Below are 15,341 nucleotides of genomic sequence, written 5' to 3'. Positions count from 1 at the left end.
CCCGCCGTCAGCGTCGCTCCGCCAGCTGTTTGCAGGTCACACAGAGGGTGGCCGACGGGAAGGCGGCCAGCCGCTCCACCGGGATGGGGTTGCCGCACCGCTCGCACCAGCCGTAACCACCTTCGTCGAGGCGCTCCAGAGCCCGCTCGACCTGCGTGATCCGTTCCAAGATGCTGTTGGCGAGAGAGATCTCCTGCTCCCGTTCGAACGTCTTCGTGCCGGTGTCGGCCTGGTCGTCCCCGGCCGAGTCGGTGAGGCGCTCGCGCTGCAGCTCGGTGATCTCGCTCAGCGTCTGATCGTACTCGGCGCGCAACTCGTCATGCCGCGCTGCCAGGGCGGCACGGATCTTGTCGGTCTCCGCGGCACTGCGGGTGGACTTCATCGCGGGCTTGCGCCCAGCGGTCCTGGTGTCGGCTGGTTTGGCCATCATCACTCCCTATGCCACGGAACCGCGGAGGTCCGCGGTGCCTGGACCGGGGCCACCAGCATCGGTCACCCCAGGTACAAAACGGGCGCGCGGCCCTGTGGCCGCGCACTCCGGAGGTTCGCAAGGATACGGAACGTAAAGGCGTCCGACAACGTGCCGCACCGAAACGCCCCTTCAGCCCCGATTCACCCCAAATCGGAACGACCCTAACAGACTCCCACCCCCACCCCGCCGCTCTCGCGAGTTGATCAAGACGTTTGCGTCTCAGATCCGGCCGTAGGTGACGCAAACCTCTTGATCGACGTGGCGTGGGGTGCGGTGGGGTGGGGTCAGAGGGGGGTGAGGAGGTGGGTGAGGTGGGTGGCGAGGGTTGGGGGGGCTGGGGTGATCTGGAAGAGTTTGTCGCGGCTGGATGCGCCGGTGCGGAGGGAGACCGTGGCGGGGCGGACGCCCAGTGCCTCGGCCAGGGCGCGGCGGGCCGCCTCGGTGGCCCGGCCGTCGACGGCAGGGGCGTTGACCGCGATGACCAGGGCTGGGCCGTACGGGCCGTCGTACCGGCCACCCACCCGGGCACGGGACGCCCCCGGCTTCACCCGGACGGCGACAGTGAACGTGTCGTCGGCCATCGGATCAGGTCAGCGCCGTCCGGACTGCGACAACAACGTGGTGTCGGGCGCGCAGTTCGCGCACGGGGTGAAGCCCAACTCGACCGCCTCGGCAACCGGCAGCGGCTCGTGGTCCCGCCCGACCAGATGCGCACACTCGTCCAGGTGATAGCGGGGCCGACCGTCGACCACCCGGACCTCGTCGGACAGCCGGGACACCAGGACGGCCTGCTCCGGGGTGACCTCCTGCGCGGCGGGCTCGTCGTCGTACGCCTCTGCCGTGCCGGCGTTGGTCCCCGGCGCCGCGCCCGCCGGCGAGCCGGGTGGTTGCCGCCACCCGGATGCGCCGGCGTTCGTGGTCGGTGGGACATGCTGCGCCGGAATGGTGACCGACGGGCCACCGGCCGGATCCCGCTGGGTCGTGGACCGGGCGGCAGCCGCCTGGCGGGCGCCGGCGACCAACGCCACCGCAGCCAGCAGGCTGGCACCTATCGAGACGACCAGCAACAGGCTGGATCCGCCGGCCAGGCCGAGCACCAGCAGCGCCACCGCGACGAGGATGAGCGCGAGACTTATGACGATCACGGCTCACCCCCGTCGCGTCGTAGACGATGAGGCAGGGCAAGCGACCGCCGTGACGGCCGCCGCCCGGTTCAGCGACCGGCCTCGAGTGCCCCGGAACGGCCCCCGCCGTAGGAGCCGGCGAGACCTGCGGCGGCCAGCCCGTTGCCGGCCGCGCGGGTGCCTTCCCCACGGGTCATCTCCACCTCCAGGCCCTGGCCACGACCGTCGAGGTCGCGCAGCTGGCTCTCCAGGTAGGCCTTGAGACGGGTACGGTACTCGCGCTCGAACTGCTTGAGCTCCTCGATGTGCTTCTGCAGCGCGGTACGCTTGGCGTCGAGGCCACCCATGGCTTCCTGGTGCCGCTGCCGGGCGTCGCGCTCCAGCGCGTCGGCCTTGGCGCGGGCCTCGCGGGTGACCTCCTCGGCCTTGGAACGGGCCTCGGAGAGCAGCTGGTCGGCCTCGCGACGAGCGTCGGAGACGTGGTCGTCGGCGGTCCGCTGGGCCATCATCAGCACCCGCAGCGCCTGCTGCTCGCCGTCACCGCCCGGCACGGCGCCACCGGTCGCGGCGCGCACCTGCTCCAGCTCGGCCTGCATCGCGCGGGCGGCCTGCTCGGCGGCGGCCTTGTCGCGCTGCACCCGGTCGAGCTGGGCCTTGACGTCGTTGAGCTCGGCCGCCAGGCGGGCGTCACCGCCGGGACCGGCGGGGGCACCGCCCCGTCCCCCGCGCTCCACCTGGGCGCGCAGTTCGTTGTTCTCCTCGATCAGACGGGCGAGTTCGCGCTCGACCTCGTCCAGGAAGGCGTCGACCTCCTCCTCGTCGTAGCCCCGCTTACCGATCGGCGGCTTCTTGAAGGCGACGTTGTGGACGTCGGCCGGGGTCAGCGGCATCGAAACTCCTCGGGTCAGTTGCGGCCGCGATAGCGCGTCGGTCATCAGGCGGTCCTGAAGATCGCCGGCTCTAACACAAACCTCATCAGCACGAACAGGATAACCAGGAGCACAAGGGAGGCCAGGTCGATGCTCACGGTACCAATTCGCAGCGGAGGGATCACACGCCTCAACGCCCAGAGCGGGGGATCAGTGACGCTCCACACGGATTCCAGTCCGGCCGATGCTCCGCGACCAGGCTGCCAGCGCCGCCCGTACTGCAGGACCGCGCTCAGGACGAACCGGGCAAGGAGAATGATCAGGAAGATATAGGTGATCAGGTAGAGCACCTGTAGCAAGATCGACAACACGGCAGGCGACGTCCCTCGGGTCGGGCGGGTCAACTCAGGCTGAAGAACCCGCCCTCGGCAATCTTGGCCTTGTCCTCCGCGGTGACCTGGACATTGGCCGGCGAGAGCAGGAACACCCGGTTGGTCACGCGCTCGATCGTACCGCGCAGCCCGAACGCCAGCCCGGCGGCGAAGTCAACCAGACGGCGGGCATCCGCCTCATCCATCTCGGTGAGGTTGATGATCACGGGAACGCCGTCCCGGAAGTGCTCGCCAATGGTGCGGGCCTCCCGGTAGGTGGTGGGGTGCAGCGTGGTGATCTGGTAACGCTGCTCCTCCTCCTGGACCACGGCCCGCTCGCGGGGCTGCGCCTGCGGCGCCAACGCCAGGTTGTCCCGGGTGTGGTACGTCAGCGCGCCGGACTGCTCCCCCGTCGACCGGGTGATCGAGCGCACGCTGGACCGCTCGACCCGCTCCGGGCGCTCGGAGTCCAGTCGCTCGGACTCGCTCAGCCGGCCGCCGGAGCGCTCGCCGAGCCGCCCCCGGTCGCCGATGCGCGGACGAGGCGCGGGCGGCTCGTCCACCTCGTCGTCCACCTCGTCGGCGAATTCCTCGGCATACCGGCTCTGCCGGTAGCGCGACTCGCGGTAGCCACCCTTGTCGTAGCCACCGTCGTCATAGGCCCGCTCGTCGTCCTCTTCGACAAGTCCGAGCCAGACCCCCGCCTTGCGCAGTGCACCCATCCCCGCGCCCTTCCCGTCCGCCGTGCGGCACACGCCCCCGTACGTGTCGCCTGTCGCGAGTGGACCACTCCTGCCCACCGGACCGGAACGGCAATCCCCTGACGCACAATTCGCGTTGCACGTCACGCCCCCCGGTCGCCGGTAAGGCCGCTCCCACAAACAACACTGATGTAATTTGCTTCCCTCGCGGCCAGGCTACCGCAGCGTGGGACGCATTCCGAGCAACGCGCTGCCGACGCGGACATGTGTCGCGCCGTGGCCGATCGCCGCCTCCAGATCACCGCTCATCCCGGCCGACAGCCCGACGGCCTGTGGATGCTCGGCGCGCACCGTCTCGGCGATGGTGGCCAGGCGCGCGAAGGCCCGCTCCGGCTCCCAACCCAGCGGTGCCACCGCCATCAGCCCGGCCAGCCGCAGTCCCGCCGAGGCGGCCACCGCGGCGGTGACCGGCCCCAGCCCGATGTCCGGGTCGGCGCAGTCCGCCACCGACCCGCCCCGACTCGGGTCGCCGTCGATGCTGACCTGCACGAACACCTCAAGCGGCCGGTCCCGACGGCCGGTCGTGGCCGCGTCCAGAGCGGACGCCAACCGGACGCTGTCGACGGACTGGACCACATCGGCGTACCGGACCACCGACTTGACCTTGTTGCGTTGCAACCGGCCGATGAAGTGCCAGCGCGGGGCGACCCCGGCCAGGGCGACCTGCTCGGCCTTCGGCGCCGCCTCCTGGTCGCGGTTCTCCCCGACGTCGGTCACGCCGAGCCCGGCCAACGCGATCACGTCGGCCGCCGGGTAGGTCTTGGTGACCGCGATCATGGTCACCTCGGTCCGGTCCCGGCCGACCGCGGCACAGGCGTCGGCGATCCGGGTCCGTACGCGCGCCAGCCCGGCGGCCAGTTCGGCACGCCGGTCGGGACGCACCAGAGAGGCGCTGTCGGTCATGGTCGGTACTCAGGAGCCGTTCTTCAGGAAGTCGGGCACGTCGACGTCGTCGAAGAGCACCCGGCGTGGCGACTGCGGCGTCACGGGGGTGGCCGGCGACGGCACGACCGGCGTGCTCGGCTGCGCGGGCTGGTTCTGGTTGGTCTTGCGGGCCGGCTCGGCCGCCTTGTAGGCGGGCGTGCCACCGTCGAAGCCCGCCGCGATCACGGTCACCCGCACCTCGTCGCCGAGCGCGTCGTCGATGACCGCACCGAAGATGATGTTGGCGTCCGGGTGCGCCGCGTCCGTGACCAGCTGCGCCGCGTCGTTGATCTCGAACAGGCCCAGGTCGGATCCACCGGCGATGGAGAGCAGCACCCCACGGGCACCGTCCATGCTCTGCTCCAGCAGCGGGCTGGAGATGGCCGCCTCGGCCGCCTCGACGGCCCGGTTCTCCCCGCGGGCGCTGCCGATGCCCATCAGCGCGCTGCCCGCGCCGCTCATCACGCTCTTGACGTCGGCGAAGTCCAGGTTGATCAGACCCGGGGTGGTGATCAGGTCGGTGATGCCCTGGACACCGGAGAGGAGCACCTGGTCGGCGGTGCGGAACGCGTCCATCATGCTGATGTTGCGGTCCCCGAGCGCCAGCAGCCGGTCGTTCGGGATGACGATCAACGTGTCGCACTGGTTGCGCAGCTCGTCGATGCCCGCCTCGGCCTGCACCTGCCGCCGCTTGCCCTCGAAGGAGAACGGACGGGTCACCACGCCGATGGTCAGCGCGCCCAACTTACGGGCGATGTTTGCCACCACGGGCGCGCCGCCGGTGCCGGTGCCGCCACCCTCGCCGCAGGTCACGAAGACCATGTCGGCGCCCTTGAGCACCTCCTCGATCTCGTCGCGGTGGTCCTCGGCGGCGTTCTTGCCGACGTCCGGGTTGGCGCCCGCGCCCAACCCCCGGGTCAGTTCACGGCCGACATCGAGCTTGACGTCGGCGTCGCTCATCAGCAGCGCCTGCGCGTCAGTGTTGATCGCGATGAACTCGACGCCCTTGAGCCCAACCTCGATCATCCGGTTGACGGCGTTGACGCCGCCGCCCCCGATGCCGACGACCTTGATGACCGCCAGGTAGTTGTGCGGAGGTGTCATCTCCGGTCCTTCCCTTCGAGATTGGCTACTCCCCGACCGGTTACGGCGCGGCCAGACCCATGGTCGACGCGACTGTCACCAGCGAGGTCGAGGGGGGTAAACCCTCACCCTCTACTAGAGGGTTACAGTTATGTCAACCACTGATCCTCTTTCGGGCAACGTAGGCGCAGCCGAGCGATGAGCCAAGGACCTTACCGGCGTGTCGCCGGAGGGAGCGCCAAGCGTCACAACCTGATCAACGGCTCACCGGAAGGTGACCACGTCCGGCGCGCTGACGTCGATGCGGGTGGCGTCCTGATCGAGCAGGGCGGTGGCGACGCGGGCCTTGTCCGTACCCCGGGTCGCATCTCCCCAGAAAACCGTCAGATCGCCCCGCAGCCGTACGCTGATCCGGGCCAGCCCCTCGACGGTGATCTCGACCAGTTGCTCGCGCAACTCGGGGGTGAGCGCGCCGAGCACCTCGAGACCGGCGTCCGTCGCCGGATCGTCCGGGCCCGGCTCGGCCAGCCGGATCATCGGAAGACCCGCCGGGCGCTCCGACACCGTGCGGAACGCCACCCCGGCGGCGTCGACCACCACGAACTGCTCCCCGCGTGGCACCACCGCCACCGGAGTACGTTCGGTGAGCCGCACGACCAGCGCGTCCGGCCAGTCGCGGTGCACCGTCACCCGCTCCACCGGCGGCAGGGTGCCGATCCGATCGGCCAGCTCGGCCAGATCCACCCGGGCCAGCGGGGCACCGTCGAGCACCCCGGCGGCGTTGCGTACCTGCACGGCGCTCACCAGCTCGGCACCCTCCACCCGCACCTCGCGTACGCCGAACAAACCGGTGCCCAGCAGCACCCACGCCACCAGGGCGGCCACGGCGAGCACACCGCCGACCACCGCCCACGGCAGCGCCGCCCGCATCCGGCGACGCCGGGCCCGCGCCATGAACCGTCGGGTGGAGGCGGGCACCGCGTCCCGGCCGGCGCGCACCAACTGCCACTGGCGGGCCGGACGCCACCCGCCGCCGCCGTCGACGCCGGTACCGCGCCCGCGAGCCGGACCGGGACTCATTCCGCCACAGGCGCCGCACCGTTGCGCGCAGCGGTGTCGGGAACGGTCCCGCCGATGCTCGTCGATCCGCCGGCCGACCCACCGGCCACCGTGCCGGCCGCCTGCTGCGGATCGGCGGTACGCGCCGCCAACGCGGCAAGCAGCTCGTCACCCATCAGCGAGATCGGCGGGGCACCCATGGTCACCACGACGTCGCCGGGGCGGGCCCGACGGGCCACCTCCGCCGGCGCGGCGTCCCAGGAGTCGACGAAGACCTTCCGCTCCGCCGGCAACGCCACCGCCTCGATCAGCGCCGCCGACCCCTCCCCCGGGCCGCGCTGCTCACCCGGGCCGAAGACCTCCAGCAACACCAGTTCGTCGGCGATCGCCAACGCCTCGGCGATCTCCGACTGCAGGTCGCGGGTCCGGTAGAGCCGGTAGGGCTGGAAGACGACGAGCAGCCGACCCTCGCCGGCCACCTCGCGCAGCGTCTGCAGCGCCAGGGTCATCGAGGTCGGATGGTAGGCGTACTCGTCGTAGACGAGGACACCGTCGGCGACGCCCTTGCGCTCGAACCGCCGACGCACGCCGGGGAACGCCGCCAGCGCCGCCTCCGCCGCCTCCAGCGGCAACTCCAGCAGGTACGCGGCCAGCACCGCCGAGGCGCTGTTGAGGGCCATGTGCCGGCCGGGCACCGGCATCCGGAACTCACCGAGCGAGCGGCCGTCGATGTGGGCCAGGTAGCGCACACCCCGCGCCGAGGAGGCCATCTCACTGAGCCGCAGGTCGGCGTCGGCGGACTCGCCGTAGGTGTAGACCCGCCGCCCCTCCGCCCGCAGCGTGGCGGCCAGCCGCCGCCCGCCCGCGTCGTCGGCGCAGGTGATGATGAAGCCGTCCGGATCGGTGAGCCGGGCGAACTCGGCGAAGGTGGCCTCCAGATTGGCCAGGTCGCCGTAGGTGTTCAGGTGATCCGCCTCGATGTTCGTCACGATCGAGACGAACGGCCGGTAGATGAGGAAGGACCTGTCGCTCTCGTCCGCCTCGACCACGAAGTACTCACCGGTGCCGTGATGCGCACCCGAGCCCACCTCGGAGATCTCGCCACCGATCACGAAGGACGGATCGGCACCCGCCTGCTGGAACACCATGGTGACCATGGACGTGGTGCTGGTCTTGCCGTGCGTGCCGGCGACCGCCACCGTACGCCGGCCGGTCATCGCGGCGGCCAGGGCCTCCGAGCGGTGCAGGACCCGCAGGCCACGCCGACGCGCCTCGACCATCTCCAGGTGATCGGCCGGGATGGCCGAGGAGTAGACCACCGTGTCGACACCGTCGAGATTGGCCGGCTCGTGCGTCATGTGGATGGTCCCGCCGAGCGCCCGCAGCCCGGCCAGCGACGGCCACTCGCGCAGTTCACTGCCGGAGACCGGCAGCCCCCGGGTGAGGAACAACCGGGCCAGGCCGCTCATGCCGACCCCACCCACCCCGATCAGGTGGATGTGGCCCAGATCCTCCGCCGTCAACGTACCCGCCGGACTGAACGTCTTCATTGGGACACCGCCTCGTAGACGAAGTTGAGCAGGGCCTCGTCGCCATCGCGGCGGCCGTAGGCCGCGGCGGCGGTGCCCATCGCGTGCAGCCGCTGCGGGTCGCGGATCAGCGGGATCACCGTACGCTCCAGCCAGTCCGGGGTGAGCTCGCTGTCGTCGACCAGCAGGCCGCCACCGGCCTCGACCACCGGCAGCGCGTTGCGCTTCTGCTCCTGGTTGCTGTGCGGGTACGGCACGTAGATGGTGGGCAGGCCGATGGCCGCCACCTCCGCGCAGGTCATCGCACCGCCCCGGCCGAGCATCAGGTCGGCGGCGGCGTACCCGGCGTCCATGTCGGACAGGTACGGCAGGGTCACGTACGGCACCGGCAGGTCGGTCGGAATCGGCACCGGCTCGTTGCGGGCTCCCATCACGTGCAACACCTGGATGCCGTTGCGGGCCAACTCCTTTGCCGCACCGGCCACCGCGAGGTTGATCGACCGCGCGCCCTGCGAGCCGCCCGCGACGAAGAGCACCGGCAGATCCGGGCGGAGCCCGAAGTGGGCGCGGGCCGCGCCACGCATGGCCACCCGGTCCAGCCCGGCGATGTTGCGCCGCAGCGGCACACCGACCACCCGCGCCTCCCGCAACGACTCGGCCTGGGCGGGCTGGTGGGGGAAGCCCACCGCCACGTTCTTGGTGAACTTCATGCCCAGCCGGTTGGCCACCCCCGGCGGCACGTTCACCTCGTGGATCACGATCGGCAGCTCCCGCCGCCAGGCAGCCAGGTACGCCGGCACGGAGACGTACCCGCCGAAGCCGACGACCACCTCGGCGCGTACCTCGTCGATGACCTTGCCCGCGGCGCGGGCCGCGGTCCACATCCGGCCCGGGGTACGGACCAGGTTCATGTTGATCGACCGAGGGAGCTGGTACGCCGGGATGTTGCGCAGGTCGTAGCCGGCGGGCGGGATCAGCTGGTTCTCCAGGCCCTTCGGTGTGCCGAGACAGGTGATCCGGACGCCGGGGTCGTGTCGGCGTAGGCAGTCGGCGAAGGCGAGCAACGGGTAGATGTGTCCCCCGGTGCCACCGCCCGCGAGCACCACCGAACGCAGCGGACCCATCAACGTCTCCTCTCGCTCGCCACCGACCCACTGCGACCCCGGCCGTCCCGGGCGCCACGCGGTGCGGCCTGGTCGTCCGCACGCCGCTTGCGGGCCCGGGGTACGGATCCTCGGGCAGCCGGCGGCGACGCCGCACGGCGACGCCGGCCGGGAAGCGGCGGCAACGGAGCCCACACTAGTCGGACCCATCGGGCGGGCGGGCGGGCATGCAGGGCTCGGGCCGCATCGGGTTCCGCACGGGCGAAGGACGCCAGCATGCCGACCGCCGCGAGGGTCACGACAAGCGCGCTGCCGCCGACCGAGATGAACGGCAGCGGTACGCCGGTCAATGGCAGCAGGCCGATCACGCCGCCGATGTTGATGAAGGCCTGCCCGATCAGCCAGGCGGTGACGCCCGCTGCCGCCAGCCGCCGGAACGGATCGTCGACCCGTCGGGCGATCCGCAGGCCGGTGTAGGCCAGCACGGCGAACAAGGTGACCACCACGGCGCAGCCGACCACGCCGAGTTCCTCGGCGATCACCGCGAAGATGAAGTCGTTCTCGGCCGCCGGCAGCCAGTCCCACTTGCTGCGCCCCTGCCCCAGCCCGGTGCCGAACCAGCCGCCGTTGGCGATGGCGTACCGGGCCTGCACCATCTGGTAGCAGAGTTGCTCCCGGCACTGCTCCAGCGGCGGAGGGCTGACGAACATGGTCAGTCGTTGCAGTCGGTAGTTCTCCTCACCCCGGACCCCGGAACCAGCGCCGAGGGAGGCCACCGCCACCAGCAGGCCGATGCCGGCCAGGCCGATCGCGCTGAGCGTGGCGAAGACCCGCAGTCGCACCCCGGCCGCCCAGAGCAGGCCGATGACCAGCGCCATCAGACAGAGCATGCTGCCCAGGTCGTTGTAGCCGACCAGGACGAACATCAGGCCCACCACCGGGAACAGCGGGGTGGCCAACTCCCGCCACCAGCCCAGCGCCGCGCCCTTGCGGGCCAGCACGTACGCCCCCCACAGCACCAGCGCGAACTTCGCCAACTCCGAGGGCTGCAGCCCGAGGCCACCGACGTACAGCCCGAGCAGCTCGGCCTCCAGCGGCCCGATCCTCGCCTCAGCGCCGGTCAACCGCCCGTACGCCACAAGCAGGTTCAACAGCAACAGCAGCCCCACCGCGATGGCCAGCACCGGCCGCCCCAACGCCCGGTAGGTGCGTGCCGGCAGGCGCTGGCAGACCCAGAACGCCACGATGCCGATCACCGCGAAGATCGCCTGCTTGACCAGCGAGGCCGAGGCGTTGCCGCCCGCCGCGTAGTCGCGCACGCTGGTGGCCGAGAAGACCATGGTCAGGCCGATCAGCAGCAGCAGCCCCGTGCTGGCCAGCAGCAGATGGTACGAGGCCAGCGGCCGGGCCAGCAGGCCCTGCAACGCGGCCAGGCCGCCCAAGGCGTCCAGTCCACGCCACGGCCCACCCGGCGTCACCGGCCCCGGCGCACCCGCCCCGGCCGTACGCCCGGCACCGCTGGTGGCCGATCCCGCCGCCCGTACCGTGTCCCCGGTCCGTTCGGCCTCAGCCACCCGCCCAGCCTCCGCCGCCGCGCCCGCCTTCGCCGCACCAGCCGCCGCACCCGCACCAGGCGCCACACCACCGGTCCGCCGCCGCCGACCGTCGTCCGCCCCGCCGCTGTCTCCCCGCGCCTCCCCCACAGCGCCATCATCGCCGCTGCCACCACCTGACACCCCCGGTATCCCCCACTCGGCGTGTCGCACCCCGCCCCCACCCACCCCTCCCCCAGCATTGATCAAGAGGTTTGCGTCAGGAATCCACTGCCCGACGACGCAAACCTCTTGATCAACAGCGAGACAAGGGGGTCAGCCCATGTTGGCCAGGAAGTCGCTGTAGAAGAGGCCCAGGGCGATGGCCACGCCGATGCCGGCGATGATCCAGAAGCGGACCACGATGTTGACCTCGCTCCAGCCGGCCAGTTCGAAGTGGTGCTGGAGGGGGGACATGCGGAAGACGCGCTTGCCGGTGGTCTTGAAGGAGATGATCTGGATGACCACCGACATGGTGATGATCACGAACAGGCCGCCGATGATCGGCAGCAGCAGGATGGTCCGGGTGGACATGGCCATGCCGGCGATGAGGCCGCCCAGGCCGAGCGCGCCGGTGTCGCCCATGAAGATCCGGGCCGGCGAGGTGTTCCACCACAGGAAGCCCACACAGGCGCCGGCCGCCGCCCCGGCGATCAACGCGATCTCCAGCGGATCCCGGACGGTGTAGCAGTAGTTGTTCGGGTTGGCGGTGTACGCCGGGTCGGCACACCAGTGCCGGTACTGCCAGAACGCGATCACCGCGTACGCGCCGAGCACCATCACCGACGCACCGGTGGCCAGGCCGTCGAGGCCGTCGGTGAGGTTCACCCCGTTGGTCGCCGCCATCACCACGAAGATGAAGATGATCACCGCACCGATCTTGGTGACGTCCAGCGCCGGAATGTCCCGGATGAAGCTCAGCGTGGTGCTGCCGACCGTCTCGGTGTTGGTCTCCGCGCCGGTGGCGTCGGTCATCGTGGACGGGAACCAGAGCGCCACCACGCCGAACACCGCGCCGACCAGGATCTGCCCGAGCAGCTTGCCCCGGGCGCTCAGGCCACCGCTGTGCCGCTTGCGCACCTTGAGGAAGTCGTCGATGAAGCCGACCGCACCGGCGAAGACCATCAGCCCCAGCAGCACCAGCGCGGTGATGGTCGGCTCGACCTGGGCGATCTGCGCGTCCGGCAGGGTGGTCAGGGCCAGGTGACCGGCGACGTACGCGATCACGGTGGCGAGGATGAACACCACGCCGCCCATCGTCGGCGTGCCCTTCTTGCCCTGGTGCATCTGCGGGCCCTCGGCCCGGATGGGCTGACCCGCCTTGAGCCGGGTGAACACCTTGATCGCGATCGGGGTGCAGAACAGCGAGACCAGGAAGGCCACCCCGATGGCCACGATGACGGCCCTCACGCGGCGCCACCTCCGGCCGCCGGATCAGCCGGGCCGGTGACGACGGCGTCGGCACGCAACGCGTCGGCCACCTCCCAGGTCCGGTACCGGGACCCCTTCACCAGGACCACGTCCCCCGGCCGTAGCTCGCTGCGCAGCACCTGAACGGCCGCCGCCTGATCGGTGAGCAGCACCGATTCTCCTCCCCAGTCACCTACCGATGTCGCCCCGTGGTGGATCGGCACCGCCGCCTCGCCAACCACGAGCAGCCGGTCGACGCCCAACTCGGCCGCGAGCCGGCCCACCTCGGTATGTCCCTGCGCCTCGAACTCGCCCAACTCGGCCATGTAGCCGAGCACCGCGAAGGTGCGCCGTCCCGCTCCGACCCCGGCCAGCGCCCGCAACGCCACCGACATCGACGCCGGGTTGGCGTTGTACGAGTCGTCGATCACCGTCACGCCGTCGGTGCGCTCGAAGACGTCCATCCGGCGGGTCGAGACCAGCCCGAGTTCGCCCAGCGCGACGGCGATCTCGACCAGCGGCATGCCGAGTTCCCGCGCCACCGCCGCGGCGGCGAGAGTGTTCCAGACCTGATGCCGCCCGGTCAGCGCGAGCCGCACCGTCGCGCTGCCCTCCGGCGTCACCAGGGTGTACGCGGGCCGCCCCCGCTCGTCCAGCGTCACGTCCACCGCCCGCACGTCGGCGTGCGCCGCCTCGCCGTAGCGGACGACCCGGGCGGCCGTACGGCCGGCCATCGCGTCGACCAGTGGATCGTCGGCGTTGAGCACCGCCAGGCCGTCGGCCGGCAGCGCCTCGACCAGCTCGCCCTTGGCCAGCGCGATGTTCTCCTGCGACCCGAACTCGCCGATGTGCGAGACCCCGACGTTGAGCACCACGGAGATGCGCGGTGGCGCCACCTCGCACAGGTACCGCACGTGCCCGATGCCCCGGGCCCCCTTCTCCAGCACCAGGTAGCGCGTCGAGGGCCCCGCCTGCAACGCCGTGTACGGGTGACCCAGCTCGTTGTTGAACGACCCGGGCGGCGCCACCGTCTCCCCCAGCCGCGCGGTCAGCTGGGCGATCAGGTCCTTGGTGGTGGTCTTGCCGGACGAACCGGTCAGCCCGATCACGGTCAGCTGCGGCAGCCGGTCCACCACGGCACGCGCCAGCCGGGCCATCGCGGTCAACGCGTCGGCGACGACGACCATCGGCACCCCGGGCACCTCGCGGGTGCCCAGCACCGCCACCGCGCCGGCCTGCACCGCTGCGGCGGCGTAGTCGTGCCCGTCCACCTTCTCCCCGTCGAAGGCGACGAAGAGCCCGCCGGAGGTGACCTTGCGCGAGTCGAACTCCACGCTGCCGGTGACCTGTGCGGTCGGGTCGGCGGCCACCAGCCGCCCGTCGACGGCCGACGCGATCTCGGCCAGACTCAATGCGATCATCGCTGGCCTCCCAGGCTGCCGAAGCGGGCCCGCAGCGCGTCGGCCAGTTCGGTCACGTCGTCGAACGGAAACACCTCACCGGCGATCTCCTGACCACGTTCGTGGCCCTTGCCGAGCACCGCCACCACATCGCCGGGCTCGGCCCGGCGGACCGCCTCGTCGATGGCCGCGCGCCGCCCGGCCACCTCGACGATCCGGGTCCGCGTCCCGGCGTCGTACGCCCCGGCGAGCACCTCGGCGCGGATCGCCGCCGGGTCCTCGGTGCGCGGGTTGTCGTCGGTCACCAGCACCACGTCGGCTCCCTTTGCGGCGGCCGCGCCCATCGCCGGCCGCTTGCCCCGGTCCCGGTCACCGCCCGCGCCGATCACGCAGATCAGCCGGCCGCTGCTCAGTTCCCGCAGGGCGGCCAGCACGGCCACCACCGCGTCGGTCTTGTGCGCGTAGTCGACGACGCCGCGTACCCCGCCGGCCACACCCACCGACTCCAGCCGCCCCGGTACGCCGCCGCAGGCGGCCACCCCCCGCGCCGCGGTGGCAACATCCACCCCGGCGGCGACCAGCACGGCGACGGCCAGCAGGGCGTTCGCCACGTTGTGCCGCCCGGGCAGCGCCACCCCGGCGTCGAGGACCAGCCCGTCGGGGCCGTGCAGGGTGAACCGCTGGGCGTACCCCTCGCCGTCGACGTTCTCCGCCCACCAGGTGGCGGAGGGGTCACCGGCGGCCGAGTAGCTGATCGTGGCGGGCTTGAACAGGGCCTTCAGCGCCGGGTCGTCATGGTTGAGCACCTCGTGGGCGCAGCGGCCGTCGAACAGTCGGGCCTTGGCCGCGAAGTAGTCGTCGGCGTCGGCGTGGAAGTCGAGGTGGTCGGAGCCGAAGTTGGTCCAGCCGCCCACGTCGAAGCGCACCCCGCCGACCCGCCCCATCGCCAGGGCGTGGCTGGACACCTCCATGACCACCGCGCTGACGCCGCGTTCGAGCGCGGCGGCGAGCATCGCGTGCAGGTCGGTGGCCTCCGGCGTGGTCCGTACGCTGTCCAGCACCAGGTCGCCGAGGCGGGTCTCCACGGTGCCGATCAGGCCGGTGGTGTGACCGGCCGCCCGCAACCCCGACTCGACGAGGTACGCGGTGGAGGTCTTGCCGGCGGTGCCGGTCACCCCGATCACTGTCAACTTCTCGGTCGGGTCGCCGTAGACGGCCGACGCGAGCGTGCCGAGCACCGCGCGCGGGTCGGCCACCACCAGGGTCGGCAGTCCGTGCCCGGCGGCCAGTTCGGCACCGGCCGCATCGGTGAGCACGGCGACCGCGCCGGCCGCCGCCGCGTCGGCGACGAACTCCGCGCCGTGGCGTCGGGCACCGGGCAGGGCCGCGTACAGATCGCCGGGGTGGACCTCACCGCTGGCGTGGGTCACCCCGGTCACCATCGCATCGACGGTGGTGGGGGGCGCCACGGCGAGCCGGGCGGCTAGGTCACCGAGCCGGATTCCGGTCACGGTACGGGGACGAGGATTGCCGCGCACGGCGTCAGACCCTACCCGGTCGCCCGCTGATGGCCGCACGGCGCGCCTGAATCTCCGCCACAGGGGGTCGAACCGCAGGTCGTGGCCGACTGGCGAACCGAAGGCG

Annotated in this window: 15 protein-coding genes; all 15 read right to left on the bottom strand. The window is 71.6% G+C overall.

Annotated elements, in window-relative coordinates; translation table 11 throughout:
* Positions 1–7: 7 nt before the first annotated feature.
* The gene (locus tag Vgi01_RS02010; RefSeq protein ID WP_043725316.1) at positions 8–427 is read right to left on the bottom strand and encodes a TraR/DksA family transcriptional regulator; all 420 of its coding nucleotides are present in this window, start codon (positions 425–427) and stop codon (positions 8–10) included.
* A 329-nt stretch (positions 428–756) separates the two neighbouring features.
* On the bottom strand, positions 757–1,053 hold the full coding sequence (locus tag Vgi01_RS02005) for a DUF167 domain-containing protein (protein ID WP_204289966.1): 297 nt from the start codon (positions 1,051–1,053) through the stop codon (positions 757–759).
* A 9-nt stretch (positions 1,054–1,062) separates the two neighbouring features.
* Complete coding sequence (locus Vgi01_RS02000) at positions 1,063–1,617, bottom strand: hypothetical protein (RefSeq protein WP_102660953.1); 555 nt, start codon at positions 1,615–1,617, stop codon at positions 1,063–1,065.
* Positions 1,618–1,685: 68 nt separating this feature from the next.
* Entirely contained in the window at positions 1,686–2,486 is an 801-nt protein-coding gene (locus Vgi01_RS01995; RefSeq protein ID WP_102660952.1) for a DivIVA domain-containing protein, read from the bottom strand.
* A 44-nt stretch (positions 2,487–2,530) separates the two neighbouring features.
* Positions 2,531–2,836, bottom strand: coding sequence for a YggT family protein (locus Vgi01_RS01990; protein WP_102660951.1), 306 nt, complete (start codon positions 2,834–2,836; stop codon positions 2,531–2,533).
* Positions 2,837–2,865: 29 nt separating this feature from the next.
* Entirely contained in the window at positions 2,866–3,558 is a 693-nt protein-coding gene (locus Vgi01_RS01985; protein WP_102660950.1) for a cell division protein SepF, read from the bottom strand.
* A gap of 195 nt (positions 3,559–3,753) precedes the next feature.
* Entirely contained in the window at positions 3,754–4,500 is a 747-nt protein-coding gene (locus tag Vgi01_RS01980) for a YggS family pyridoxal phosphate-dependent enzyme (protein WP_102660949.1), read from the bottom strand.
* Between the two features lie 9 nt (positions 4,501–4,509).
* Entirely contained in the window at positions 4,510–5,625 is a 1,116-nt protein-coding gene (gene ftsZ, locus Vgi01_RS01975) for a cell division protein FtsZ (protein ID WP_013735081.1), read from the bottom strand.
* Between the two features lie 243 nt (positions 5,626–5,868).
* Entirely contained in the window at positions 5,869–6,684 is an 816-nt protein-coding gene (locus tag Vgi01_RS01970; RefSeq protein WP_102660948.1) for a cell division protein FtsQ/DivIB, read from the bottom strand.
* Complete coding sequence (murC, locus tag Vgi01_RS01965; protein ID WP_204289965.1) at positions 6,681–8,213, bottom strand: UDP-N-acetylmuramate--L-alanine ligase; 1,533 nt, start codon at positions 8,211–8,213, stop codon at positions 6,681–6,683. The genes Vgi01_RS01970 and murC overlap by 4 nt, the downstream gene beginning before the upstream one ends.
* Complete coding sequence (gene murG / locus Vgi01_RS01960; protein ID WP_102660946.1) at positions 8,210–9,316, bottom strand: undecaprenyldiphospho-muramoylpentapeptide beta-N-acetylglucosaminyltransferase; 1,107 nt, start codon at positions 9,314–9,316, stop codon at positions 8,210–8,212. The genes murC and murG overlap by 4 nt, the downstream gene beginning before the upstream one ends.
* Positions 9,316–10,728 (bottom strand): FtsW/RodA/SpoVE family cell cycle protein, encoded by a 1,413-nt coding sequence (locus Vgi01_RS01955; RefSeq protein WP_239088766.1) that lies wholly within the window; start codon positions 10,726–10,728, stop codon positions 9,316–9,318. The genes murG and Vgi01_RS01955 overlap by 1 nt, the downstream gene beginning before the upstream one ends.
* Positions 10,729–11,163: 435 nt before the next feature.
* On the bottom strand, positions 11,164–12,297 hold the full coding sequence (mraY, locus tag Vgi01_RS01950; RefSeq protein WP_204289964.1) for a phospho-N-acetylmuramoyl-pentapeptide-transferase: 1,134 nt from the start codon (positions 12,295–12,297) through the stop codon (positions 11,164–11,166).
* Positions 12,294–13,718, bottom strand: a complete 1,425-nt coding sequence (locus tag Vgi01_RS01945; protein WP_204289963.1) for a UDP-N-acetylmuramoyl-tripeptide--D-alanyl-D-alanine ligase — start codon at positions 13,716–13,718, stop codon at positions 12,294–12,296. The genes mraY and Vgi01_RS01945 overlap by 4 nt, the downstream gene beginning before the upstream one ends.
* A complete protein-coding gene (locus Vgi01_RS01940; RefSeq protein ID WP_204289962.1) occupies positions 13,715–15,235 on the bottom strand; it encodes a UDP-N-acetylmuramoyl-L-alanyl-D-glutamate--2,6-diaminopimelate ligase in 1,521 nt (506 codons plus the stop codon). Before Vgi01_RS01940 ends, Vgi01_RS01945 begins: the two co-directional genes overlap by 4 nt.
* Positions 15,236–15,341: the final 106 nt, after the last annotated feature.

The organism is Micromonospora gifhornensis (assembly GCF_016863515.1).
GTDB classification, from domain to species: domain Bacteria; phylum Actinomycetota; class Actinomycetes; order Mycobacteriales; family Micromonosporaceae; genus Micromonospora; species Micromonospora gifhornensis.
This window is presented reverse-complemented; position numbering and strand designations above follow the sequence as displayed.